This window comes from Alcanivorax sp. 24 (assembly GCF_004360225.1).
Classification (GTDB): Bacteria; Pseudomonadota; Gammaproteobacteria; order Pseudomonadales; family Alcanivoracaceae; genus Alloalcanivorax; species Alloalcanivorax xiamenensis.
In genome coordinates, this window is sequence record NZ_SNUA01000009.1 from 1 (window position 1) to 24,491 (window position 24,491).

The following is a 24,491-nucleotide window of genomic DNA, read 5'->3' on the forward strand; positions in this document are numbered from 1 at the left end:
CGCGCTGCAATGCTGGCAGGCTTGGTACCAACAACGGCTCGCTTGCCATACCAGTGACGATTTAACGGAACTCTTTCGTCTGATCGGCCAGCAGCGTGTGGGGAATCGACCAGGACGTATTGAACCCAGAGCAGTCAAGCGACGACCGAAGCCGCTTCCGCTGTTAACCCGTCCCCGGCATGAGGCGCAGGCTTGGATACGTCAGCATGGGCATCCACCGAAGCAACGCCCATGGAATAAAACGGCCTCGGGCGGAAAGAAGGCGAGCGTTAAGTAAGTACCATTCAGACCTGACGCCAATAACGTTCTTTAAGAGAAAAAATCAACAATCTCTTTACAAGAATCATAAATATAGGGCTCGTACTCTTCGATACAAGCCTTCTTTTCTTCACGGCTTTTGGGTCAAGTCTTGCCTTTTGCCCTCCCAAGCAAGAACCGCCTCACAAAGGCAGATGGCAAGACTTGAACCCAAGCCCGGAAGAATTGGCTCATCAAGACCTTGGCGGCAACTAAAAATGGTACCATCGTGCAAAAATCATTTTTCTGCGATGGAAAGGGACCAATACGACCGATGGAGAACTCACTGGAGAAAATAAAGGGGCAGCAACAGGGGCGACAACGAAGAGTTCACGCTTTCGAGGACGACGCCCTTGGCCATGACGATGCCGTGGCGCTCACCGAGCGTCTGAAGAAAGGCCGTGTGAGCGCGAAGGAACTGGCCAAGGCCGCCATTGACCGGGCGGAAAGGGTGGACGGCATCCTGCACGCCATCCAGTTGCGCGATTACGACTATGCACTCGCATCAGCGCACGATCCAGCACAGGGCATCTTTTCCGGTATCCCCACTTTCATAAAGGACAATACCGATGTGCGTGGCCTACCCACCAATCATGGCTCCTGCGCTTTTGTAGCCAATCCCGCTAAAAAAACGGGCGCCTTCGCACGTCAATACATGGCCCAGGGGTTCACCCTGCTTGGCAAAAGTACGTTGCCTGAATTCGGTTTCAATGCCACCACGGAATTCATGGATCCGAAGCTGGCCACACGCAACCCCTGGCACACAGAATATTCCTGCGGCGCGTCCTCAGGCGGTTCGGCAGCGCTGGTGGCGGCAGGCGTGATTCCCATCGCGCACGCCAACGACGGCGGCGGTTCCATCCGCATCCCCGCCGCCTGTTGCGGCCTGGTGGGCCTCAAGCCGACCCGTGGCCGTCTGGTGGATGGAGAAGCAGCACGCTCACTGCCTATCAACATCATCGGCGAGGGTGTGGTGACGCGCAGTGTGCGTGATACCGCGGCTTTCTTTGCCGGCGCGGAGCGCTACTGGCGTAATCCGAAATTGCCGGAGTTAGGCCTCATCGAGGGCCCGGGCAGCCGGCGCCTCAAGATCGGTTTGGTCACCAATTCAATCATGGGTACGCCCATCAGCGATGAGACACGGGCAGTAGTAACGGAAACCGCGACCCTGTTAGAAAGCATGGGACATATTGTGGTGGAAACACCGCTTCCAGTGACGGATCGTTTCGGCAGCGACTTCACGGTTTACTGGGGCCTGATGACATTCCTGGTAAGCAAATTCGGCAAGCGCCTTTTCAGTCCGGACTTTGATCCTTCCAAACTGGATGGTCTGACACAGGGACTGGCCGCCCTTTACCGCGAAAAAATTTGGGGAACGATAGGTGTGTTGCGACGTCTACGCGGCACGACGCGGACTTACCGCGATACCTTCCGCGATTATGATCTGATACTGTCACCGGTGCTGTGTCATGCGCCTCCAAAGCTCGGACATCTGAGTCCGGAGGTGCCGTTCGACACATTGCTGGATCGGCTTGAAAAATACACGGGCTTTACGCCTTACAACAACATTTCTGGTGGGCCAGCAATCTCCTTGCCCATGGGAACGAGTGCGGAGGGATTGCCGATCGGAGTGCACTTCTCGGCCGACCACGGTGACGAAAAAACCTTGCTGGAAATCGCCTTCGCATTGGAGGAGGCAAAACCCTGGGCGACGTTGTAATGTTCAGAGCCCTTTATCCATTGTTTCAACAGCGACCCCAAAAGATGATCGAGTCACCTTCAGGCAATCAGAAAGAAGGGCGCCATCCGGCGCCCTGAAAATGAGGGTAGTTACTTTTATGGTTATCTCTGGTTATACAACCACTCGTCCCGTCCCAAGGCGCGGTTGTTAATACGGATCTCGGCGATATCGCCGGCGAACAGGTTGCCGGGGTTGCCCTGCCAGCTGTTCACGCCGATGGACCAGGGCTGCCCCGGCTCCACCAGCAGCCCCTGTTGCTCATCGACGCCGGTACGCATGACCAGGGAGCCGTCCACGTACATCCGCACCCGCTCGCCGTCGTTGACCATCGCGATGTGATACCAGTACTCGTTGCTCACTTCCCAGGACCAGTTGTCCTGCCCCTTGCCGTTCTGGGAGGTGCTCACCCACTGGAACTCTTTCAGGGAGGAGACATTCAGGCCCAAGGAGGCGTCACTGCCTGAGCAGGAGACCGAGTGATAGTTACATACCCGGGTAATGCCGGGTTGATGATTGAGAATACCGGACCACTGATTGCTCCCGGGTGTCCAGTCTTCCGGCAGACGCACTACCGCTTCAATGGTGTACTGAGGCAGATAACCCGGTTGGCCGGCGCCGCTTTTTTCAAAGGTCAGGCCAGGACCGTCGGTGGTCAGGTAGTAGCCCCCGATGGCATTGTTGCCCATGAAAGCAGCGCTGCCTGTGGCGTATCCGAACGGCGGTGCGTCGGCGGTGACCTGGAAGAAATCGGAGAGCGCGCCTTGCGGATCGTTACCTTCCGCATTGTTATAGGACACCAGCGTCATGGTGTTGCCGTTGCCGGAGGCGTCCATGAACTTCACGCTGTTGTCAGTGGCGGTGAGTTGGTGGTCGGAGTCCAGAATCCAGTAGGCCTGGGTACCTTCGATGCTGCCCGGCGCCACGACTCCCTCGCCCTGGTTCATATTCGAGAAGCGTTGCTCGAAGTCCATGGGCACACTGAATTCCCAGCGCGACAGCTCGTCCTGGGGTTGCCGGCTCGCTTCGTCGATGGCCGCCACCCACGGAGAATAGGAGATGAAGTCCAGTTCATCGTCGCTGTAGTCAAACGTCACCAGTTGCATCATGCCGTTACCGCCCCAGAAACCGGATTGGTAATCCACCACCACCATGACCACATCACGGCCATAGTCGTTCTTGCCCACCATCATCGCTTCGCCGTGGTGGTGGCCGTTGAAGGTCAGGAAAATCTGATCGTTGGAACGGATCAGCTTTTCCCACAGCGGCGCCCCGTGCTCCGGAGTAAAGATCGCGGTTTCACCGTCAGCGGCGATGTTCAACAATTGGTGGGTGGTGAGAATCGCCGGCAGGTCGGGGTGCTGATCCAGCACGTCCTGAGCCCAGGCAATAGTCTGATCGGAAGAGCGCCAGTCAAGCGCCAGCACCAGGAACGCCTGGCCGTCGGTCTCGAAAATGTGATAGCTGTTGAAACCCGTGCTGTCGGTACCCTTGAAGGTACTGAAGTTGGCGGCCTGCAGGGACGCCGGGAAATGCTGCAGGAACGGCTCCGCGCTCAGGTCACGCTGATCGTCCCATTGCCCGCTGTTGAGCACATCATGATTGCCAGCGAGAACGCTGTAGGGCGTTTCCGGATTCGATTCCAGAATCTGCATGGCCTCACGCGCATTGGACCACTCATAGCTTTCTCTGGCACGATCCACCACGTCGCCAAGATGCAGCGTGAACTTGATATTTTCATCCTGATAATGGTCCGCGATCCATTGCGTCTGCACCGTGTAGCGTTCCTGGGAATAACGGGCATACTTCTGGGTATCCGGAATCACCGCCACGGTGAAGCTCTGGCGGGTGTTCCCACCGTCACCGTCACCACCATCATCCCCACCACCGTCTCCATCACCACCATTATCACCGTTTCCGGTATCCGGAGGCGTGGGGTCACCACCGGAATGGCTGCTGCTGTCGCCCCCACAGGCGCTCAGAAACAACGACAAAAGAATAACGAGCCAGGTGGCACGCCACCCGACGGGTCTCAACGCATTCATCAGCAAGCTCCGCAATCACGATAAGGACTGGGCGCGTACTCTAGAAAGCGGAAGTGACCGGACAGTGACGACGAAATGTCATTTCAATAACAAAAGTGCCAATACCGACAGGTATGCCATCGGTATTGGCGCTCAGGCAGGCTTTGATCAGGCGGTGGCTTCCTGTTTATCGAAGCTCTTTTTGTACAGGGAGCGTTTTGGTTTTTCCATTACCCGGCGCAGCATCGGCTCGAAAAACGACAGAGGCAGGGTTTCCGCTTCCGGATCAAAGGCGGCGCCGTCGTATTTCGCGCAAAACTCCACGGTACGTTCGAAGCACGGATGGTCCCGGAACTGGTCACGCAGATTGCGATCCAGCCCCAGATGATGGAAGAAATAGTAGCCCTGGAAAATGGCATGGTGTTTCACCATCCAATAATTTTCCTCGCTGACGAACGGCTCCAGCAGGGAAGCGGCGATGTCGGCATGATTGTACGGGCCAAGGGTGTCGCCGATGTCATGCAGCAGCGCGCACACCACATACTCCTCGTCCTTGCCGTCCTGATGAGCCAGGGTCGCGGTCTGCAGACAGTGGGTAAGCCGATCCACCGGGAAGCCGCCGCAATCGCCTTCCAGCAGACGCAGGTGTTCGATCACCCGGTCCGGCAGTTCCCGGGCGAAACCGCCAAAGGCATCGGAAATGATCTGCCAGTCTTCGGCCTTGCCGTCTTCCATGTGGGTGAAGCCGGCTCTGAGTTCGTCGTGCTGACCTTGCATAATGTGGTTCTCCCGAACCCCGGCGCGGGGGCCACCGATCACACGGCCCGGGGTGCGGGTCACGGTGGCGGCAGGCTGGCGCGACGGGTCATTATTGAACGTTATTTAGGGCCTGTTCACACTATTTACATCGCGCCTGCTGGATGCCCTTTTTGCCTCCAGCGAGGCGGAGGGCGCGCGGTTTGGTCATTCCAAATGAGCAACCGACAACGACGCTGGAGGTAAAAAGGGCTCCAGCCCTTCGGGTTGCGGCTAAAACGTCACCACTCCGCGTTACTCGTCGTTCATTTGGAACGACCAAACTTCTCTCCTCGTGCCTGGATTGGTGACGTTTTAGCCGCAACAGGCGCGATGGAAATAGTGTGAACAGGCCCTGCTATCGGTCCGCGCCACGGCGGGCGCCAAACAATGGAACCGTGGGTTCAGTCTAGGTCCGGGGGCAGCGACAAACCGTCAATTTCTTTACACTTGAAAGATGACGGAAGAAGAGGCGCGAAGAATGGCGAAAAGAGCGATGGGGAAACGACCATGAGTGACCGGACCCTGGCCATTTTACGCAGCTGCTCCCTGCTCTCCGGATTGCCCGAACCGGCCTTGCGGGAAGCCGCCACGGCGGCCCGTATCCGGCCGTTCCAGACCGGCCAGGTGCTGTACGAGCGCGGAGAGGTGCAATCGACTCTGTCGGTGGTGGGCACCGGTAACGTGCGGATCAGTTCCACCAACCCCGAGGGGCGCGAGGTCATTCTGACTCTGTTCCAGGCCGGCGCCTGGTTCGGCGATACAGTGTTCTCCCCCGGCATGCCGCGGGTGTTCGGCGCCACCGCCCACAGCGATGGCGAGCTGCTGGAGATCCCCGGTCAGGATTACCGGGCCCTGCTGAGCCGCCATCCGGAGGCCTACCCCCGCACCCTGGACATGCTCAGCCGCCGTCTGTGGTCGGCCATTTCCGTGATTGAGGACAACGCCCTGCGTGATATGCCGGGACGGCTTGGCCGGCGCCTGTTGTTCCTGGCGGAAACCCTGGACGGCCACGCCCTGGTCGAGCCGGTGACTTTCAAGCTGACCCGGGAACACATCGCCAGCATGCTGGGTATGAGCCGCCAGGGCGTGCATGGTGTGCTCAAGCAGTTGGAAGCGGAGGGTCTGATCCGCTTCGGTTATGGCACCGTCACCCTCCCTGACCCCCAAGCCCTGCGACGCTACCTGGATGGGCACTGAAGGCGAACGCCGACGATGCGATGACTCGGAGCCGAATGCCGCCCATCATGCCTAACGGTGACTTTCAGGTTAGACAGAATTAACACTTTAGTATTAACTGTGATAGCATTTAGCCACTAAATCATTATTGGCGGCACACGGAATAAAGCACCGCCACGGTCATTCAAGGACGGCTTGCTGTGGGGGCACCGCCGTTGTTTTCCGATTTATTACCTGAACCTGTCTTACCGATCCGGCTTCTGGACTGGGCTGATGTCACACCGCCGGATTGGCTGGCCGCGCCCATGGCGGTGGTCGTCGTGGTCGGCGCCTTGCTGTGGAGCGGACGCATCCGTCAGACCGTGGTGGTGAATTTCCTGGCGCTGGGGATGATGTTGCCGGCATTGAATCTATGCCTGTTCGGCATGGCCGTTCATCTCAGCCATGGCTATATGACCCAACAGCTGGTCGAGTTGCTGCCGCCCTGGCTGAGCTGAAAGCCCGCGCTACCCGCCGGCCGCCGGCGCGGCCGGCTCATCGCTCGGAGCCAGAATGCGCCGCAGGAAGGCCAATTGTTCCCGCAGAGCGCGCTCCCGGTGCTCGCCCTGGTAAATATCGAAGTGTCCGATGGAATAGCGGCGCACCGTCGCGTTCGCCATCCGGGCGATCGCCCGGTCCGCGTCCCGTGCCGGCGCCACCGTGTCCTCATCGCAGACCAGCACCAACGCCGGACATTGCACCCGGTCGGCCACGGTCACCGGGCGAAACAGCGGCAGACTGAAGGCAATCCGCGCCGCCACCTGGTTGGGAACCCCGTCCGCCAACAAGGCGGTGTAGCCCTGATAAGCGTCTTCACTGCTCATCGCCGCCGCTTCGCCGGGGTGGCCGGCACTGGCCACGTAGCACGGTGACAAGCCCACCGCGCCGCGCACCGCGTCCAGAGCCCCAAAAGCGGTAAGCCGCCCCCCCTGCATCAACCCACCGTAGCGGATCACTTCCAGCACCGCGTTGAAGCCGTCCATCATCGGGCACTGGCTGATAATACCGGCCACCCGCTCACGGGCGGCCACCGCGGTGACCAGGCCGCCGGAAAAGGACGTTCCCCACAGGACGATGCGATCCGAGTCCACCTGAGGATGGCCACGCACGGTATGCAACGCCGCCTGCCAGTCCGCCACCTGACGGGCCGGCGACAGCAGTTGCCGGGGTATGCCTTCGCTATCACCGAAGTGCCGGTAATCAAACCAGAACACCGCGTAACCGGCGGCCAGGAAAGCGTCCCGGAACGGCGCCAGTCCGCATTCCCGGGTCAAACCGAAACCGTGCGCCATGATCAGCGTGGCGAAGGGCCCGCCCCCTTCCGGCAGGAACAAATCACCGCAACAGGACTGGCCGGCGCTGACGAATCGGATGGCTTCGCTCTGACTCATGGTTACTCCAAGGCGGGCGCGATGAACCGCCAGCTGTCCACAGCCTGGCCGAACACCAGGAAGTGGGGATTAAGAATGTCCGGTTTATTGTAGACCAACGGCTGAAAGGCAGTGTTCACCACCACGCCGCCGGCGGCGGACACCACCGCATGGGCGGCGGCGGTGTCCCATTCGCTGGTGGGCGCCAGACGCGGATAGAGGTCCGCCTTGCCTTCCGCCACCAGGCACAGTTTCAGCGAGGAGCCCATGGAAGTGCGTTCCACATCGCCGACTTCCTCGCGAATGAAGGCCTCCAGTTTTTCCACCGCTTCGCCGCCATGGCTGCGGCTGGCCACCATCACCACCGGTGTGGTGCGCTCACGGCACTGGATGGCGCCCCGCTCGCCGTTCTCCTCCTTGAAGGCACCGACGCCGCGCCCGCCCAGGTACAGCACCCCGGTGACCGGCACGTAGACCACGCCCAGCACTGGCGTATCGCCTTCGATCAGCGCGATGTTCACGGTGAACTCGCCGTTACGCTTGATGAATTCCTTGGTCCCGTCCAGCGGGTCCACCAGCCAGAACCGCGGCCAGTCCTTGCGGGTGGCGTAGTCGATGTCCCCGGATTCCTCGGAATACACCGGAATTTCCGGGGTCAACGTCTCAAGGCCGGCGACGATAATGTCGTGGGCGGCTTTATCCGCCTCGGTGATCGGTGATTTGTCGTCCTTGGTTTCCACGCCCAAATCATCCCGCTCGTACACGGTCAGAATGGCGCTGCCCGCGTCACGGGCGATCTTGGAGAGGGAGTCCAGCAGGGCATTAAAGTCAGTCATTACGGCTTTCCGCTTTTCGTTGGTCAAGAATGGCGTTGGTCGAGAAGGCGTTGCGTCATATACAGCGCGGCGATGACCCGCGCTTCGGTCATATCGTCCCGCTCGATCAGACGATCCAGCTCGGACAGTTTCCAGGGGACCACTTCCAATGGCTCCGGTTCATCGCCGGGCAATGATTCCTCGTAGAGGTCTTCCGCCAGCACCACACCAATATGGTGGCCCATGTAGCCGGGAGACAAGGACAGTCGCTTCATGAAGGTCAGCTTGCGGGCACCGTGGCCGGCTTCTTCCTTCAACTCACGGTTGGCCGCCTCGCGCCAGTCCTCGCCGTGCTCGTAGGCGCCCTTGGGCAGGGTCAGCAGATATTCCTCGACGCCGGCGCCGTACTCCCGAATCAGCAACACCGTATCCTCGTCCAGCATCGGCACGCACATGACGCCGGCCAACGGCGGAGTGCGCAGGCGTTCGTAGGTTCTCTCCTCGCCGTTGGAGAAACGGAGGTGCATCTCTTCGATGCCGAACAGGCGGCTTTGCGCCACCAGGCGGGTATCCAGAATGCGCGGCTTTTGTTCGTCCATGGGGGCTCCTGTGTCAGGAGCCTGTTCATGATCGTTACGCCGCCGCGTTGCCACCGGAAAAGCCGCCAGAGGGCGTCGCGGACTGCGGGCTCTGGTGGGGCCAAAGGCAAAGGCCGGGGCGTCATCTGGCGGCCCTGTGCCCTCCGGGTATTTTCCAGCGCAACCCGAAGGGCCGGGCCCCACTTTCTTTAGGTGGAGAGTCCGCCAGGCCGCGATTACGCTTGTTTATGTAGATGGACTACACCGCACAATCGGAATCACGACCTGACAACACTCTCTACCGGGTAAACAGGGAACTCCGGCGCGGCGGCGTAACGATCATGAACAGGCTCTCGGCCCCAAGCCTAACGGGATTGGCTCGTGAAAGGAATCGCGGCTCGTGGGTCGTTGCTGTCCCACAGTTGTGGAGCGGCCCGCTTGGCAGCGAAGGCTGTGCGAATTCGTGTCTGCGAGGCTGCGCAAGCGAACCAAGGGTTTGGCGTGTAAGCGTGTTGCGTGTTGCGTGTTGCGTGTTGCGTGTTGCGTGTTGCGTGTTGCGTGTAAGCGAATTATGAGACACCACTGGCTCGTGAGCCGCTCCCACAGAGCCCATCAACGTCTTTTGTGGGAGCGGCTCACGAGCCGCGATGCTTTTTTACTTCCGAATCAGGGCCGGCCCTGGTCCGGTTGGCTGTAGTCACACACCCCTTGCGGGAAGATGGCGTTGAGTTCGGCGATCTGCTCCGCCGATGGCGCCCAATCGCCGTAGGTTCCGTCTTGCAGAGCCGTGCTGACGGGTTTCAGCGCGCATTTGAAGACATCACCCTGATAGGGCGCGCCAGCGACGATGCGCGATGTGGAATAAAGCGGGAAGGTCTCGGTACAGGCTCCTTCCTCTTGCTCATTGAGCACACCATCCCACACATCGTCACCACGGGCGATCAGGCTGCCATCGGTGGCGAAACAGGCATCCCGGGCGCGTTCCGGCCGGCTTTGGGCCACCGACGCTTGCGGGTCCGCCAGCAGATTGGCCATCCATTCATCCACCACTTCCAATGCCAGCGCCACCTGATCCGGCCCTTCCTCGGGACGGGCATCACTGAACCAGATCACCTGATTGTCCGCGTTGCCGGCGAAGTCGATCATGCGTTGGCGCACGGCGAAGGACTGGTGGGCGTTGTGCATATCCAGCTCTTCTTCCAAGTACGGGCGCCAGTCGATCACCGGAATGCCGATCTCGCCGTGGAACACGATACCGGCCTCATAGGCGGCGCGAATCGCTTCCAGATTGCCTTCGGTACGCGGCGCCGGGGTGGACGGATCCTCGCTGAGAGTCATGTTGCGCTTGCTCCACGGATCAAACGTGCTCGGGTCCGCCAGCACGTCGTCCAGGGTACCGATGAACGGAAAGCCTTCCTGCACCATGTCCTTCTGCGGCTTCCAACCCCCCACCCGGGCGTTCAGGTTGAGGAACTCCTCGGCGGAGATATGGCCATCCAGCAAGGATTGCAGACCGTACTGCACACCGACATTGTCAAACAGACGGCGGGGATAGCCCTCGCCGTCCATGCCATAGACGTTGCGCAGATCGTCGTAATGGCTCCAGTTCACCGCATCCATGATGCCCGCCGGCTGCATCTGCTCCTGGTTGCGGGCCTGACCATAGTGCGGGTTCATGGTCAGCGGCGTCAGTCCTCGCCAGGACTCCACGCACTCGGTGGAACCCGGCGCGGTGCCATACCCCAGTTGCGTTTTGGCGCCGGCCAATGGATCGGGTACCTCATCAGTGGCGTTCAGCCCCACCAGCCAGGTGCGGTTCTTGGTGACATGCCATTTTTCGTTAGTGCGGTCCGTGGCATCCATGAAGTACTCCAGCAACTCACAGTCGCCGATGTGGATGGTCTGGGTGACCATGTCCGGATAGCTCTGCACCGGAATCGCCGCGTCGATCAGCCCCGGGTGATTCTGCCCGTACACGTACTGCTGAATGGCACCGCCGGACGCACCGAGACCAACGGTATACAGCGGTTTGCCATACAACTCGACGAAGCGTTCCTTGACCATCAGCGCGGTCTCACCGCCCACCTGCACATTGTAGTGCTCGGACATGCGGTTACCGGTGGAATAAATGATGGCGTATCCCTTGCCCAGAACATCCGGCTGCAACGCCCGGCGGTTGACGTCCATGCGTCCCTGGGTGTGGCCGATGCCGACGCCGCCCTGAAAGCGGTACATGAGCCGTCCGTTCCAGAGGCTGGTATCCAGCGATCCAGCCTCCTCGCCGGCTTCCGCGAGCATGGCGATGGAATAAAGGAAACGGTTGATGGTGCCACGTTCCCAACGCACCACGAAGTCCACCTCGCGGCCGTCCATCAGCGTGGTGGTGGCGATGTCCGCCGGCCGGGAACCGTCTTCCGGCATCGGTTTGTAGCTGCCGTCGGTGCCGCGGTAAACGTATTCCACGAACGGCTCCAGACCGCAGTCCCGGCTCAGGCCGATCTGTTGCCCGCCTTCGTCGTATACAGGGAAGCCCTCGTCACCGCCGGTATCCACCAACGGCTGCTTGCCGAATTCAGATACCGTGGTGCACACGAACGGGTACTGATGCGGCCCGGAGAACATGGGCCCTTCCTGCGGGTGGTTGGTGAGCGTGAGCGTGCTCAGAACGCCACCTTCCGAGTCACTCACGGTCAGCTCGTTATCGCCCAGAGCCAGACCAGAGATTACCCCTTCCAGACCATTCTCTTTTTCTGACAGGCTGTCGGCTGTCACCGGCTCACCGTTCAGAGCCAGGGTCGCGCCTTCCGGCGCCCCTTCGATACGAATGCGCGCATCACCACCGCTGACCCATTGCGGGTCGCTGGACAGCACGCTCAGGAATACTTCCGGGGCGCGATCGCGGGAGCTCGAACCGCCCCCACAAGCACTCAGCGCCAGGGCCGCGCCAACCAGCAAAGCGCCGGCCACCCCCTGCTTCCATCCGTTGTTGTCTGACCCGTTACTGTCCGACTCTCTGTCGCCCGACCGTCTATAGCCCGACAACGCGCGCGCGCCCGATCCTGTCACGGACATCATGTCTCTCCTCGATGTTGTTGTTATCGGTTTAGAAGGTAGGCATGGCGGCATCGCCAAAACAGACACAGTTCCGGCAAAGTTGCTGACACAGTATCGCCATCGGAAGTGGCCGGATCAGGCTATGCAACTGTTTCAGCCAAATGGCGGCAACTGTATCTGTTATGCCGCCGCGCGAGACGGTTAGATAACCGCCGAGGTCGTTAGCTATTAGTGAGCGCTCTCGGGAGAGCTATTAACGTCCTTACCTTTTGCACTGCCTCACCACGCCGGCGTCAGCCGGCGTTTTTTATCGCGTCCCCCCCTATTTTCCCAAGCCGGTCCGCGGCTACCCGGCGGCTTCAAATCCAGGATTTTCCCCACTGTTCCAGCCGCTTCTTCCAAACTGTGCCTTTCATCAAAGGCCCCGGTGATGGCTAGATAAAAAGGCCAACAACAACAAAATGTCGTTCTGGAGAATGATTCATGTTTAGTATCCGACATCCTCGCCTGGCCATTGCCGGTGCGGCATGCTCCTTCCTTTTGCTCACCGCCTGCGGGGGCTCCGGCTCATCGTCCGGTCCCGCCACCGGGGAGCCGCCCCCCGACCTGTCCGATCTGGACCTGTCCAGCGCCGAATACTGCGATCTGACCGTCACCGCTCGTTGTCTGTACCCGTTTCCGAACAACTACTTCACCAAAGCCGATGCGGCCACACCAACCGGCCTCCGGGTCAATTTCCAGCGGCAGGCGATGCCCATCGCCCAGCCGGTCGCCATCGACGCCAACCCCTATGCCCCAACCGGAGTACATACCACCGAGGCCACGCCAGTGGATCCCGCCGAGTGGAACCGGAACGATGGTTTCTCGCCCGGCGCCATGATCCAGACCTGGACCGGAAACGTGGATCTTGAGGCCAGCGGCGCCGTCACTATCGACGATCTGTCCAAGGCGATGGACACGGACGCCCCGGTACTGCTGCTCGACGCGGAAACCGGTGAGCGGCAACTGATCTGGGTGGAGATGGACGCCAATGCCTCCAGCACGGAAGGCCGCGCCCTGCTCATCCGGCCCGCCCGGAATTTGCTGGAAGGACGGACCTACATCGTGGCCCTGCGCAACCTGGTTGATGACCAGGGGGAAGCCCTTGAAGCGTCCGCGCTCTTCAAAGCCTACCGGGATGGTCAAGATACCGGGGAGCCGGTGCTGGAAGCCCGCCGGGAAAGCATGAACACCCTGTTTGCATCCCTGGAAAGCCACGGTATCGCACGGCGGGACCTGATACAGGCATGGACCTTTACCGTCGCCAGCCAGAAAAACCTGACCGAGCGGCTCCTTCATATCCGCGATCAGGCCTTCGCCAATCTGGGAGGAGGCGCCCCCGCGTTCACCATTGATCAGGTCGGCACGGATATTGAGGGCAAACCCCGCTCCGGCCTTAGCCGTGGCATCACCGGCACCTTCGAAGTCCCCAACTTTCTGAATAAAACTGGAGGCGTTCCCGGTGCCAGCTTCAACTATTCCGGGAACAACGCACCGGACGCTCTGCCGGAACAGTGGAACGGCGATGACACCCTTACCGCCCGCTTTCGCTGCCAGGTCCCGGACTCCACGGTGCAGGATTTCTCCGATCCGGACAGCCCGGTGACTCCCGCCCGGCCCGCGCTTTACGGCCATGGTCTGTTTGGCGAAGGCCCTGGCGGTGAGTTCCGCTCCGGAAACGTGCGCGCCATGCAAACGGAGCACAACATCCTGTTTTGCGCCACCGACTGGATAGGCATGGCTCAAGAGGATTTTATCGCCGGCGTGATCCATCACATCCTCGCTGACATCTCTCTGTTACCGCGCCAACTCGACCGTAGCCAACAGGGCCTGCTCAATGCCATGTTCCTGGCCGAGCTGCTGCGCCATCCCGATGGCTTCGCCTCCGACCCGGCGTTCCACCATGGCCCGGACAACACCCTGATCCACGACCCCACCGAGGTGTTCTACGACGGCAACAGCCAGGGCGGCATCCTGGGCGGCGCCCTCATTGCCACCGCCCCGAATCTGCATCGTGGTGTCCTGGGCGTGCCCGGCAGCAACTACAGCCTTTTGCTGCGCCGGTACGGCCCTTTCAATGAACGGTTCGGCGTCATTCTCAACCAGGCTTACCCGAACGAACTGGATCGCAGCCTGGTGCTGGGATTGATGCAAATGCTCTGGGACAGAGCGGAAAACAACGGCTACCTCAGCCATCTTGCCGGCCGTTCCCTGCCCGGCACCCCCACCGGCAAGCGCGTTCTTCTTCACCCCGCCCTGGGTGATCACCTGGTCACCACCTGGAGCGCGGAAATCATGGCTCGCACCATCGGCGCGGCCATGCATGAGCCGACCGCCCGATTGGGAGAACACCCGGACACCGTGCCCTATGTCGATATTGAGCGCATCCAGCAGTACCCCTATCACGGCCATGCCCTGATGGTCTGGGACAGCGGCGCCCATGACCCGGACAGTGGCCACGGCACGCCCTATGCTCCGCTGACCAATACCGGCCCAAGCGCCGGCGAGGATCCTCACGAGTCCCCGCGCAACACAGTGAGCGCACGGCAACAGAAATCAGCGTTCCTGGAACAGTTCGGTTCGGTGATCGATGTATGCGGGGAATCGCCCTGCTACACGGACGACTACACCGGCCTCAGCCGCGATTAGCGTTCCCCGCCACGGCCGCCAGCTCGGCGGCCGCTTTTCCCAGCCAGCGTAACGCCCGCACTACCTCTCCAGTGACCGGGCCACCAGCGTTCAGGCGCAAGTAATCCGAGTGCTTGTTGTCCAGCGAGAACACACCGCCGGGGAAGACATGGATCCCTTCCCGGGCCGCTTTTTCGAACAGCGCCGCGGCATTCACCCGGCCCGGCAACCGTACCCACAGCACGCAGCCGCCAGTGGGGCGGGTCAATCGGGTACCCGATGGGAACGCCGCGCGCACCTCCCGGGCCGTGGCCTCCACCTGCCTCTGCAGGGTAGCGCGCAAATCCCGGATATGCTGAGCGTAGAAACCACTTTCCAGCAACCGCCCCATGACGATCTGCGACAGGGAGGTGGAGGTGATGGTGCTTAGCTGTTTGAGTTCCAGAAAGCGCCGCTGGAACCGGCCCGGCGCCGCCCAGCCGATGCGCAGGCCGGGCATCAGGGTTTTGGAAAAGCTGTTGCAGTAGAGCACCCAGCCGTCGTCGTCGAAGGCCTTGACCGGTACCGCGCCATCTTCATAGACGGTATCGCCCCAGACATCATTCTCGATCAGCGGGATCTGATAACGCCGGGCCAGCGCCGACAATGCCTGCTTGCGCTCCCGGCTCATGGTGAATCCCAGCGGATTCTGCGCATTGGCGGACACGATGCAGGCGGACACTCCGCGCTCGGCGAAGACCCGCTCCAATGCCGACAGGCTGATGCCATGGCGCGGATGGGTGGGAATCTCCACTACCCGCCGCTGGTGCGTCTTCAACAACAACAGGGTGCCGTAATAGGTGGGCGATTCCACCGCAACGGCGTCGCCGGGCCGGCTGACGCTGCGCAGCGCCAGGGACAAGCCCTCCATGGCGCCGCCGGTGACGATGATATCGTCCGGCACCACCGGTACGTCGTAGGACAGGCTGCGACGGGCAAGATGATGGGTGAACTGCGGAAACCCATGGGGATGCATGTAATCCCAGGTCTCCTGGGGGTAATTCCGGGCCACTTCGCGGATGGTCGAGGTGACCCGCTCCACCGGCATCACCTCGACACCGGGCAAGGCGATACCAAGCCGCACCTGGCGCGGCATCACATGCAATTCCATGTAATGCAACACCTCCTCGCTCAGCGACACCTCCACCGGCAGCAACGGGTAGCGCGACCCATCCGGCTCCGGCACGTCATGGACTTCACAATGACGCACATAGGCGCCGGACTGGGGGCGAATCTCCAGATAGCCTTCCGCCTCCAATTGGCGGTAACTCTGCATCACCGTGTTGACACTGACCTGGAACAGGCGGCTCAAATGTCGAACCGAGGGCAGCTTCTGCCCCACCGCGTAGCTGCCAGCACCGATTTGCTCCAACAACCGGCGGCTGATCCGCTCGTAGAGGAATCCTTCTTCGTTCACCGAACCTTCTCATTTTATTGTCGTATGTGCCCCAATTATGCACCGCCGCACCAGGACCGGACACCCGGCGTATTTCGGCGCCGGCGCCGATCCTGCATACTGTGCCACCGCGACAGGTACTTCCCCGACAGGCATGACAATGATCAACTGGAACGCTATCGACACGGTGCTGCTGGACATGGACGGCACCCTGCTGGATCTGCGCTTCGACAACTGGTTCTGGCAGCAGCACGTCCCCGAACAGTACGCCCTGACCCACGGGCTGCCCGCCAATCAGGCGGAACACAAACTGCACGCCTGGATCGCCCGCCACCAGGGCACCCTGAATTGGTATTGCCTGGACTTCTGGACGTCGGAGCTGGGACTGAACATCGCCGAACTGAAACGTGCGGCGGCGGACCGGATCGCCATCCGCCCCGGCGCCGAGGCGTTCCTCAACGCTCTCGCCGCCAGCTCGCAAAGGGTAATCATGGTCACCAACGCCCACCGCGACGCGCTGCGGGTGAAACTGGAACGCACCGGCATCGAGCGGTACTTCGATGCCCTGGTGTCCAGTCACGACTACGGCCACGCCAAGGAACACCAACCGTTCTGGCGGGATCTGCGCGAGGCGCACCCGTTCGATCCGGCCCGCACACTATTGGTGGACGACTCTCTTCCGGTGCTACATTCCGGCCGGCGTTTTGGCCTGGGCCATCTGGTTTCGATCCGCCGCCCCGACTCCGGCCTGCCGGAGCGCGACGACACCCGCCCGTTCGAGGCCATCGACGATTTCCTGCGGGTCCTGCCGTGAGCGAGGGCACCCGCATCGACTCCTGGCTGTGGGCGGCCCGCTTCTTCAAAACCCGCAGCCTGGCCAAGCAGGCCGTTGAAGGCGGCAAGATCCAGGTCGATGGCGCCAAGGCCAAGCCCAGCAAAACCGTGCACCCCGGCAGCGAAGTGCTGATCCGCAAAGGCGATGAGCAGTGGACGGTGCGGGTCCAGGGCCTCAGCAACAAGCGCGGTCCAGCCAGCGTCGCCCAGACGCTCTATCAGGAAACCGAGGAGAGCCGCCAGCAACGCGAGAACAAGGCGGAGCAACGGCGCATGGCGCACAGCGCCAGCCCGGATCACCGCCCCAGCAAGAAGGAACGGCGCGATCTGGCCCGTTTCAAGCGCGACAACGACATCTAAGGGCCGTTTACCATCGATTCGGCAGCGCCCCGAAAACAGCAGGAAAAGTACCGATGCAAGACCAAAAGCAACGTTTTCTCTTCCCGGACTCCGACATCCGTGGCGAACTGATCCGCCTGGAAAGCAGTCTGGCGTCGATCACCGGCAACCGGGACTACCCGCTGGTGGTGCAGAGCCTGATCAGCGAGGCGGTGGTGGCCGTGGCCCTGCTCGCCAGCACCCTCAAATTCAAGGGCCGCCTGGCTCTGCAGGCCCAGGGCAAGGGACCGCTGTCGCTGCTGATGGCGGAATGCAGCGACGACGGCAAGGTGCGCGCACTGGCCCGCCACGCGGAATCCCTGCCGACGGACCGCGCCAACCTGCCGGCGCTGCTGGGCGAGGGCACCATGGTGATCACCATAAGTCCGGAGCAGGGCCGCCAGTATCAGGGCATCGTCCCTCTGGAAGGGCCGGACCTGGCTACCTGCCTGGAAGGGTATTTCCGGCAATCCGAACAGCTGCCCACCCGCCTGTGGCTGGCGGCGGGCAACGGCCGTGCCGCCGGCCTGATGCTGCAACGCCTGCCCAATCAGGTCGCCGAGGCCGACCACAACGCCATCACCTGGGAACACCTGGAAACACTGGCCAGCACACTAAGCGGCGAGGAACTGTTGGACCTGGACACCACCACCGTGCTGCACCGGCTGTTCCACGACACCCCGCCGCAGCTGCCGCCGGCCCAGCCGCTGGCGTTCGGCTGCACCTGCTCCCGCGAGCGCACCCAGCGGGCGCTGGTTTCCCTGGGCAAGGAAGAACTGCAGGCGATCCTGGACGAGCAGGGGGAGGCCACCCTGACCTGCGACTTCTGCGGCCATCAGGAACACTTCGATGCGGTGGATTTGGCGGAGCTGATTCACAAAGAAACATAAAACCGTGGCAACGGACCCCGGCGCGGCGTCGCCACCTTTTGGCTTTTCTGGCATAATCGCGCCCCTGTCGGGCTTCCCGAAGCCATCCACCCGGTTGCTTCCTTGGGCCCGTGCAGTCGCCGTCCGGCTACCCTTGGCCTGTTTTTCCGGGTCCGGAAACGGCGAAAGGTGGGAAACACCACCGGTTCAGGTCTTGCCCCGAAAGGGCACGAGACCGGCACTGTCACCCGCAATGCGAACTAGGGGGCTTTGCTACCTTGAACGCGGTTTCGGCCGCCGAGTACAAGCCCGCAGCTCGGCCACAAGCCCAGGAAAAACCATGACCGATCCCATTATTTACAACGATTTGAGCCCGGCCCAACTGGTGGAGCTGGCGATTCAGCGCAACGAAGGCCAATTGGCCGCCAACGGGTCCCTGGTGGTGGAAACCGGTCACCGTACCGGCCGCTCCCCGATGGACCGTTTCATCGTCGACGAACCCTCCACCAGTGAGCAGATCCACTGGGGTCCGGTGAACCGCCCGTTCCCGGTGGACAAGTTCGACGCCCTCTGGGATCGGGTGGCGTCTTTCGTTACCGAAAGTGACAGCTTTGTTTCCCATCTTCACGTTGGCGCCGCCGAAGAGCACTACCTGCCGGTGAAGGTCACCGCCCAGACCGCCTGGCACAATCTGTTCGCCAACACCCTGTTCATCCGCCCGGACACCTACAATCCGGCCGGCAAGGCCCAATGGCAGATCCTGCACGCGGTGGACTTCCAGTGTGATCCGGAACGCGACGGCACCAACTCCGACGGTTGCGTGATCCTCAACTTCGCCCAACGCAAAGTGCTGATCGCCGGCATGCGCTACGCCGGTGAAATGAAGAAAGCCATGTTCTCGGTACAGAACTTCCTGCTGCCGGCCAAGGACGTGCTGCCGATGCACTGCTCCGCCAACGTTGGTGAAAGCGGCGATGTGGCCCTGTTCTTCGGCCTCTCCGGCACCGGCAAGACCACCCTGTCCGCGGACCCGGCCCGCTACCTGATCGGCGACGATGAGCACGGCTGGGGCAAAGGCGTTGTGTTCAACATCGAAGGCGGCTGCTATGCCAAGTGCATCGACCTGAGCCAGAAGAACGAGCCGGTGATCTGGGACGCGATCAAATTCGGCGCGGTGCTGGAAAACGTCATCATCAACGACGAAACCCGCCTGCCAGACTACAGCGATGTGTCCCTGACCCAGAACACCCGCGCCGCCTACCCGCTGGAAAACATCGAGAAGCGGGTACCGCAGAACCGCGCCGGCGAACCCAAGCATGTGATCTTCCTGACCTGCGACCTGACCGGCGTGCTGCCGCCGGTGTCCTGCCTGAGCAAGGAAGCCGCCGCCTACCACTTCCTGAGCGGCTACACCGCTCTGGTCGGCTCCACCGAAATGGGTTCCGAGCCCGGCATCAAGAGCACTTTCTCCACCTGCTTCGGTGCCCCGTTCTTCCCGCGCCGCGCCGGTGAATACGCCGAGCTGCTGATCAAGCGCATGGAAGAGTTCGGCTCCAAGGTGTTCCTGGTCAACACCGGCTGGACCGGCGGCCCCTACGGCCAGGGCGATCGTTTCAGCATCCCCACTACCCGTGGCGTGGTCAATGCCATCCTCAGCGGTGCCCTGGACGACACGGAAACCGAACACCTGGACATCATCAACCTGGATGTGCCGAAGACCGTGCCCGGTGTGGACGACAGCCTGCTGCAACCGAAAAACACCTGGGCCAAGCCGGAAGAGTACGACGCCAAAGCCCGTGATCTGGCACGGCAGTTCGAGAAGAACTTCGCCGAGAAATACGCGGACGTGTCCGAAGAAATCCACGCCGCCGGCCCCAAGGCCTGATCCGCTGATCAGCCTCTGGTAGTAAAAAGGTGGCCACAAAAAGCCCGCTTCGGCGGGTTTTTTTGTGGGTCTGACCCGCCCTGAACAGAGTTGGCCCAGAAGACGCCACGAGGCCGCTGTGGGAGTTTGCTCGCAAGCGAACGGGCTTCAGGGCTCCAACGTTCGCTTGCGAGCAAACTCCCCATGGCCGCGTTGTAGCCCCCTCCTCCCTCTGCCTGATTGCCCCGATTCATTAATTTGTTATATTTCCCTAAAAGTCCAACAACCCAAAGCGAAAAGGCCCTCTTGGCACGGCGCTTGCTGCGCCGGTAGCCGCATTAGCGGAAGCGTCATCACAACAAGACAGCGACCGTTCTCTCCTTTTCGCCAACGCCTACGCGGAGGGTCCCGATGGAACCCGCAACCAGCACCAGCCATCTTGTGGAAACCCGCACCCTGCGGGGGTTTCAGCCGTGGCGGCAGTTCGTCAACGACAACTTTCCCTGGCTCAGCATCGCCTCGCCCCGGGATGATGACTTCCATGCCCGGGTGCGCCTGACCAGTCTCGGCGAGCGCTCGGTGGCGGTGATCCGTGCCGACCAGTGCCAGCTCACCCGCACCGATTACGCCATCAAACAGGCGGAAACCGGCTATCTCAAGGTCATGTGGCAGCAGGCCGGGCGCATGCGGGTGGAGCAGGATGGCCACCACGCGGTGCTGTGTCCCGGCGATATCACCGTGTGCGATACCAGCCGCCCCTATCGGTTGGAGAAAGATCACCAGGCGCAATTGGCGGTGCTGACCCTGCCCTACCATGCGGTGCCCGGCTGGCACCAGATCAGTGACCGTCTCTGCGGCCGTTCGTTGAGTGATCGCACCACCGCCCGCGCGGCCCTGGCCGCCCTGCTGGCGTTACTGGACCGACCCGGCGATGGCGATAGCGCCCAGACTATCTTCCAGGCGGTGCAGTTGATGCTGTCCGCCCTGATCCATTGTTCCGTCAGGCCGGCAAATCAAACCCCGCACACCCTGCGATTGGATACCGCCCATCAACACGTGCTCGCCCATATCGACGACCCGCATTTGAGCCCGGACGAACTGGCCGACGCGCTGCATGTGTCCCGGCGCGCGCTGTATCGGCTGTTTCAGGAACATCAGGTCACCCCCGGGCGCTTTATCCGCCAGGTGCGTCTGGACGCGGTGCGTGACGCGCTCGCCCTGCCCGACAACGACCATCGCAGCATTCTGGAAGTGGCTCTGGATTACGGCTTTACCGACAGCGCGTCCTTCAGTCGCAGTTTCAAGGCCGCTTTCGCCATCAGCCCCAGCGACTGGCGTCTGCAGGCACGGGGCCGTCCCAACTGATCCGGAGAACCGGGTCAATCATCTCTTTCTGAGAGCCCGGTGGCATGGAGGGTCAGGTCATAGTAGGCGGCCCTCTCACCGCTGACCTCCACCTGGTAGCGGCCCGGTGTCACACGGGTACGAACGCTATCCGTTTCATCATGGGCACGTGCCAGAATGCGCCGGCCATCGGCGGACAGAATCCGCAACGCCGGCATCGGCCCGGTCACGCCGAGCGTCGCTTCCAACAACACCTGGCGGTCGATTCTCACCAGATAGCGATGCGTCAGTACCGGTGCCTCCAACTGTTCGGTCACCAGGATCGGCTCCCGCGACAGACACCCCAGTTCCGCGCTCCAGATCTCCGGGGGCCGGCGCGATGGCGCCGTCATGAACACGGTGTAGGTGACCGGCTTGCGTTCCGGCGACGCCACCCACAAGGCATAACGTCCTGGCGCCAGGACACCTGCGAACCAGGCTCCTTCCTTCGGCTCCGGTCCCGTGGCCAGATCATAGCTGCCCGGTCCGCCCCAGATGTCCCCCATCTCCCGACTCAACCTGGCCGCCACCCTGTCTTCCACACCACCGACATTGATCTCGGCGGCGACCCAATCCGATAGCAGGAAATACACCGGCTCGGTGAATTCCGGCGCAGTCAGCCGCCCTTGGTACCGGTCCTGGCGGTCGCCGGCGAAATCCAGATAGACGCCCGGCGGACCAATCTCGGTCGCCCAAGGCACCGCCGGCCACAACCACAGCAGCAATACCTGGAGAATGAGGCGGACAGGGGCGGCGGCATCGCTTTCCATTTTATGTTTGAATCCGTTCATGGACGCTTACCGGCGAAATATGGACATGGCAACATCCTACTACCTGAAGCGCTATCCCACCGCCATCTCGGGCAGCATTTTCACTTTCATGGGCTTACTGCCGGTCTGGATCTGCCTGGGCACGGGTGAATCGCTGAAGGACAGCGTCCTTTTCTATCTGACCTCGCTGGTCAGCTTTCCCGGCGTCATCATGGCGGGTATGTCCTTGCTGTTTCTGATCCTCGGCTTGGCATTGCTGTGGCGTACCGGCCGGGTTATCCGTTGCCGACTGGACGATCACGGGGTCCACTACGTCCCTCTGGCGCCGCTGCCCGACCGGCCGGCCCTGTTCGGGGACATCCTCGGAGCTCTGTTCGGTACGACTCTGCGCCCACGGCTGGCCCTCATTCCCTATGAGGACATCGCCGATGTTCAGGTGCGCGGCGACCGCCGCAAAGGCTTCAATCTCTACATTCAACGCAAGAGCAGCGGACTGCCTGAGCACCTGCAGACGCTCACCACGCTCAGCCAGCCCCAGCTTCTCGACATTCAGCAGCGGGTGCGCGCCCGCCTCTAAGAGCCTGCTCTTAGTCTTGGCAAGAATAGCCAACGGGTTGGCACCCATTCTCAAGCTTCCCCTTCCCTGACCGGCGCAGACTGAAGGCAGTGTTCCATGCCATCGATAACCAAAAACAGGGAATCACCATGCCTTTGTCCAAATTTGCCGCCGGCCTGCTGGCGCTGGGATCCGCGCTGATCCCACCGTCCTTGTACGCGGCGCTGCCGACCGAAACCGTCGGCCAGGCCGAACTGCCTTTCCCTCCCAGTCCTCATCGCAGTTATCTGATCGACTTCGAGTTCGACAACATGGTCGCCACCCGGGTGGTGGTGGTGGATCCGGACCGACAAAAAGTGCTGGGCATGCTCAGTACCGGCGGCGCGGCGCCGGCGGTGCTGGCCCACGATCAGAAGACGGTCTACACCGCCGATATCTTTTTCAGCCGCTATGTGCGCGGCACCCGCACCGATGTGTTGACCGCCTGGGATACCCGCACGCTGTCCCCCTCCTGGGAAGTGGAAATCCCGGCCAAACGCGCCTCCACGCTGACCGAGAAGTACGCGCTGTCGATGAGCGGCGATGACCGCTTTGTTTACGTTTACAACTTCACGCCCTCACAAACCATTACCGTGGTCGATACCCAGGCCCGAAAAGTGGCCAGCGAGGTCAACATCAACGGCTGCATTCTCGCTTACCCGATTGGTGACCGGCGTTTCGCCTCCCTGTGCGGCAGCGGCGATCTGCAAGTCACCACCCTGGATGACAACGGCAAGGTCAGTGATCGCACCACCAGCAAATTCTTCGACCCGGAACAGGAAAAGCTGGTGGAAAGGGCCATCCATCTGGGCGACACCTTCTATTTCGTTACCACCGAGGGTGTGATTCACGGTGTCGATTTCTCCGGCGCCAAACCCAGGATCCTGCCCACCTGGTCCCTGACCACCGAACAGGAAAAGAAAGACGGCTGGGCCCCCGGCGGCTGGCAGTTGATGGCCATAGCCCCGCGACTGAATCGTCTTTACGTGCTGATGCACCCCGACCATGAGCGGCACAAGTGGGAAGACCCGAGCACCATCATCTGGGCGTTCGATCTGAAAACTCACAAGAAGGTCGGCACGCTGGAAGCGCCGAATCTGATCTGGAGCCTCAACGCCACCAACGATGACGCCCCGCTGCTGCTGGGCACCAACATCGAGGGCGGCCTGGAGACCTTTGATCTGAAAACCGGCAAGCACCTTCACACCATGGAAGGCGTCAGCAAGACCCCAACGCTGATCCTCAATCACTGAGTGGAGGAATAACCATGACGCTGGATCCGATTATCAGCATCGCCGGCGCTCTGGCCCTGGCGGTGATCCTGGCCAGCGCGGCGCTGCATAAATGGCAGGCGCCGGCCTGGTTCGAACGCCAGTTGGATGCCTACCAGCTGTTGCCAACGAGCCTGACCACGGTAACCGCCCGCGCCCTGCCGGTTCTGGAAGGCGCGCTGGCCCTCGGCTTGCTGTTCCAGCCCAGCCGCGTCACCAGCGCCATTCTCGCCGCCGGCCTGCTCGCACTCTACGCCCTGGCCATGACCACCAATCTACTGCGCGGGCGCCACGATCTCGATTGCGGTTGCGCCGGCCCCAACAGTCAGCAACCCCTGCATCCGTTGCTGCTGATCCGCAATGGCTTGCTGATCGCCCTGGCGATACTGGCCGGCCTGCCCGTGGCCGAACGCACCCTGGGTTTATTCGACGGTTTCGTGGTGCTGGCCGCCGGCGCCGCGACCCTGCTGATTTACGCCGCGACCGATGCCCTCTTGGCAAATCGGCCGCGCCTGCTTGCTTTGACCGGAAGGTAA

20 protein-coding genes and 1 pseudogene are annotated in these 24,491 nt (G+C 61.6%); 13 read left to right on the plus strand and 8 right to left on the minus strand.

From position 1 onward, the window contains the following. Positions 1-277 (plus strand): annotated as a pseudogene (locus tag E0L37_RS13010) (IS4 family transposase); the annotation flags it as partial. Positions 278-571: 294 nt separating this feature from the next. Further along, positions 572-2,017 carry an amidase gene (locus E0L37_RS13015; RefSeq protein WP_133492157.1) on the plus strand — a complete coding sequence of 482 codons (1,446 nt, stop codon included), beginning with the start codon at positions 572-574 and terminating at the stop codon, positions 2,015-2,017. A 122-nt stretch (positions 2,018-2,139) separates the two neighbouring features. On the opposite strand, the gene E0L37_RS13020 is transcribed toward E0L37_RS13015, so the two are convergent. Beyond that, positions 2,140-4,080: a LamG-like jellyroll fold domain-containing protein gene (locus E0L37_RS13020; protein WP_133492158.1), complete on the minus strand. Its 1,941-nt coding sequence runs from the start codon at positions 4,078-4,080 to the stop codon at positions 2,140-2,142. A 147-nt stretch (positions 4,081-4,227) separates the two neighbouring features. Then, positions 4,228-4,836, minus strand: coding sequence for an HD domain-containing protein (locus E0L37_RS13025; protein ID WP_133492159.1), 609 nt, complete (start codon positions 4,834-4,836; stop codon positions 4,228-4,230). Between the two features lie 528 nt (positions 4,837-5,364). Here E0L37_RS13025 and E0L37_RS13030 point away from each other — a divergent pair. After that, positions 5,365-6,054, plus strand: coding sequence for a Crp/Fnr family transcriptional regulator (locus E0L37_RS13030; RefSeq protein WP_133492160.1), 690 nt, complete (start codon positions 5,365-5,367; stop codon positions 6,052-6,054). Between the two features lie 284 nt (positions 6,055-6,338). Then, positions 6,339-6,530 (plus strand): hypothetical protein, encoded by a 192-nt coding sequence (locus E0L37_RS13035; RefSeq protein WP_133492161.1) that lies wholly within the window; start codon positions 6,339-6,341, stop codon positions 6,528-6,530. A 9-nt stretch (positions 6,531-6,539) separates the two neighbouring features. On the opposite strand, the gene E0L37_RS13040 is transcribed toward E0L37_RS13035, so the two are convergent. The 4 genes from E0L37_RS13040 to E0L37_RS13055 all read right to left on the minus strand — a co-directional run bounded on the left by E0L37_RS13040 (position 6,540) and on the right by E0L37_RS13055 (position 11,802). Continuing rightward, positions 6,540-7,463 (minus strand): alpha/beta hydrolase, encoded by a 924-nt coding sequence (locus tag E0L37_RS13040; RefSeq protein ID WP_133492162.1) that lies wholly within the window; start codon positions 7,461-7,463, stop codon positions 6,540-6,542. Positions 7,464-7,465: 2 nt separating this feature from the next. After that, a complete protein-coding gene (cysQ, locus tag E0L37_RS13045) occupies positions 7,466-8,278 on the minus strand; it encodes a 3'(2'),5'-bisphosphate nucleotidase CysQ (protein WP_133492163.1) in 813 nt (270 codons plus the stop codon). A gap of 23 nt (positions 8,279-8,301) precedes the next feature. Next, complete coding sequence (gene nudE / locus E0L37_RS13050) at positions 8,302-8,856, minus strand: ADP compounds hydrolase NudE (RefSeq protein WP_133492164.1); 555 nt, start codon at positions 8,854-8,856, stop codon at positions 8,302-8,304. A gap of 645 nt (positions 8,857-9,501) precedes the next feature. Next, entirely contained in the window at positions 9,502-11,802 is a 2,301-nt protein-coding gene (locus tag E0L37_RS13055; protein WP_133492165.1) for a DUF6351 family protein, read from the minus strand. Positions 11,803-12,372: 570 nt separating this feature from the next. Between E0L37_RS13055 and E0L37_RS13060 the strand changes: the two genes are divergently transcribed. Further along, positions 12,373-14,577, plus strand: coding sequence for a hypothetical protein (locus E0L37_RS13060; RefSeq protein WP_133492166.1), 2,205 nt, complete (start codon positions 12,373-12,375; stop codon positions 14,575-14,577). Here E0L37_RS13060 and E0L37_RS13065 read toward each other — a convergent pair. Next, positions 14,564-16,012, minus strand: a complete 1,449-nt coding sequence (locus E0L37_RS13065) for a PLP-dependent aminotransferase family protein (protein ID WP_133492167.1) — start codon at positions 16,010-16,012, stop codon at positions 14,564-14,566. The two genes, E0L37_RS13060 and E0L37_RS13065, sit on opposite strands and share 14 nt — an antisense overlap. A gap of 139 nt (positions 16,013-16,151) precedes the next feature. Between E0L37_RS13065 and yrfG the strand changes: the two genes are divergently transcribed. The 5 genes from yrfG (at position 16,152) to E0L37_RS13090 (ending at position 21,301) form a co-directional block, all read left to right on the plus strand. Continuing rightward, complete coding sequence (gene yrfG, locus E0L37_RS13070; protein WP_240687471.1) at positions 16,152-16,805, plus strand: GMP/IMP nucleotidase; 654 nt, start codon at positions 16,152-16,154, stop codon at positions 16,803-16,805. After that, positions 16,802-17,185 (plus strand): RNA-binding S4 domain-containing protein, encoded by a 384-nt coding sequence (locus E0L37_RS13075; RefSeq protein ID WP_133492169.1) that lies wholly within the window; start codon positions 16,802-16,804, stop codon positions 17,183-17,185. Before yrfG ends, E0L37_RS13075 begins: the two co-directional genes overlap by 4 nt. A 53-nt stretch (positions 17,186-17,238) precedes the next feature. Beyond that, a complete protein-coding gene (gene hslO / locus E0L37_RS13080) occupies positions 17,239-18,093 on the plus strand; it encodes an Hsp33 family molecular chaperone HslO (protein WP_133492170.1) in 855 nt (284 codons plus the stop codon). 319 nt (positions 18,094-18,412) lie between these two features. Further along, complete coding sequence (locus E0L37_RS13085; RefSeq protein ID WP_133492171.1) at positions 18,413-19,957, plus strand: phosphoenolpyruvate carboxykinase; 1,545 nt, start codon at positions 18,413-18,415, stop codon at positions 19,955-19,957. A 390-nt stretch (positions 19,958-20,347) separates the two neighbouring features. Beyond that, positions 20,348-21,301 carry a helix-turn-helix domain-containing protein gene (locus E0L37_RS13090; protein WP_133492172.1) on the plus strand — a complete coding sequence of 318 codons (954 nt, stop codon included), beginning with the start codon at positions 20,348-20,350 and terminating at the stop codon, positions 21,299-21,301. Positions 21,302-21,315: 14 nt separating this feature from the next. Here the strand turns inward: E0L37_RS13090 and E0L37_RS13095 are convergent, their stop codons facing one another. Next, positions 21,316-22,110, minus strand: a complete 795-nt coding sequence (locus E0L37_RS13095; RefSeq protein ID WP_133492173.1) for a hypothetical protein — start codon at positions 22,108-22,110, stop codon at positions 21,316-21,318. Positions 22,111-22,135: 25 nt separating this feature from the next. Here E0L37_RS13095 and E0L37_RS13100 point away from each other — a divergent pair, with 25 nt between their 5' ends. The 3 genes from E0L37_RS13100 (at position 22,136) to E0L37_RS13110 (ending at position 24,491) form a co-directional block, all read left to right on the plus strand. Then, a complete protein-coding gene (locus E0L37_RS13100) occupies positions 22,136-22,666 on the plus strand; it encodes a hypothetical protein (protein WP_133492174.1) in 531 nt (176 codons plus the stop codon). Positions 22,667-22,794: 128 nt separating this feature from the next. Next, the gene (locus tag E0L37_RS13105) at positions 22,795-23,937 is read left to right on the plus strand and encodes an amine dehydrogenase large subunit (protein WP_133492175.1); all 1,143 of its coding nucleotides are present in this window, start codon (positions 22,795-22,797) and stop codon (positions 23,935-23,937) included. A 14-nt stretch (positions 23,938-23,951) separates the two neighbouring features. Continuing rightward, entirely contained in the window at positions 23,952-24,491 is a 540-nt protein-coding gene (locus tag E0L37_RS13110) for a MauE/DoxX family redox-associated membrane protein (protein WP_133492176.1), read from the plus strand.

Coding starts and splice junctions, on each gene's coding strand:
- E0L37_RS13030 (WP_133492160.1), top strand. CDS start 5,365: ATGAGTGACCGGACCCTGGCCATTTTACGCAGCTGCTCCCTGCTCTCC.
- E0L37_RS13040 (WP_133492162.1), bottom strand. CDS start 7,463: ATGAGTCAGAGCGAAGCCATCCGATTCGTCAGCGCCGGCCAGTCCTGT.
- E0L37_RS13085 (WP_133492171.1), top strand. CDS start 18,413: ATGACCGATCCCATTATTTACAACGATTTGAGCCCGGCCCAACTGGTG.
- E0L37_RS13035 (WP_133492161.1), top strand. CDS start 6,339: ATGGCGGTGGTCGTCGTGGTCGGCGCCTTGCTGTGGAGCGGACGCATC.
- E0L37_RS13025 (WP_133492159.1), bottom strand. CDS start 4,836: ATGCAAGGTCAGCACGACGAACTCAGAGCCGGCTTCACCCACATGGAA.
- nudE (WP_133492164.1), bottom strand. CDS start 8,856: ATGGACGAACAAAAGCCGCGCATTCTGGATACCCGCCTGGTGGCGCAA.
- E0L37_RS13060 (WP_133492166.1), top strand. CDS start 12,373: ATGTTTAGTATCCGACATCCTCGCCTGGCCATTGCCGGTGCGGCATGC.
- E0L37_RS13020 (WP_133492158.1), bottom strand. CDS start 4,080: ATGAATGCGTTGAGACCCGTCGGGTGGCGTGCCACCTGGCTCGTTATT.
- cysQ (WP_133492163.1), bottom strand. CDS start 8,278: ATGACTGACTTTAATGCCCTGCTGGACTCCCTCTCCAAGATCGCCCGT.
- E0L37_RS13105 (WP_133492175.1), top strand. CDS start 22,795: ATGCCTTTGTCCAAATTTGCCGCCGGCCTGCTGGCGCTGGGATCCGCG.
- yrfG (WP_240687471.1), top strand. CDS start 16,152: ATGATCAACTGGAACGCTATCGACACGGTGCTGCTGGACATGGACGGC.
- hslO (WP_133492170.1), top strand. CDS start 17,239: ATGCAAGACCAAAAGCAACGTTTTCTCTTCCCGGACTCCGACATCCGT.
- E0L37_RS13015 (WP_133492157.1), top strand. CDS start 572: ATGGAGAACTCACTGGAGAAAATAAAGGGGCAGCAACAGGGGCGACAA.
- E0L37_RS13095 (WP_133492173.1), bottom strand. CDS start 22,110: ATGAACGGATTCAAACATAAAATGGAAAGCGATGCCGCCGCCCCTGTC.
- E0L37_RS13110 (WP_133492176.1), top strand. CDS start 23,952: ATGACGCTGGATCCGATTATCAGCATCGCCGGCGCTCTGGCCCTGGCG.
- E0L37_RS13100 (WP_133492174.1), top strand. CDS start 22,136: ATGGCAACATCCTACTACCTGAAGCGCTATCCCACCGCCATCTCGGGC.
- E0L37_RS13090 (WP_133492172.1), top strand. CDS start 20,348: ATGGAACCCGCAACCAGCACCAGCCATCTTGTGGAAACCCGCACCCTG.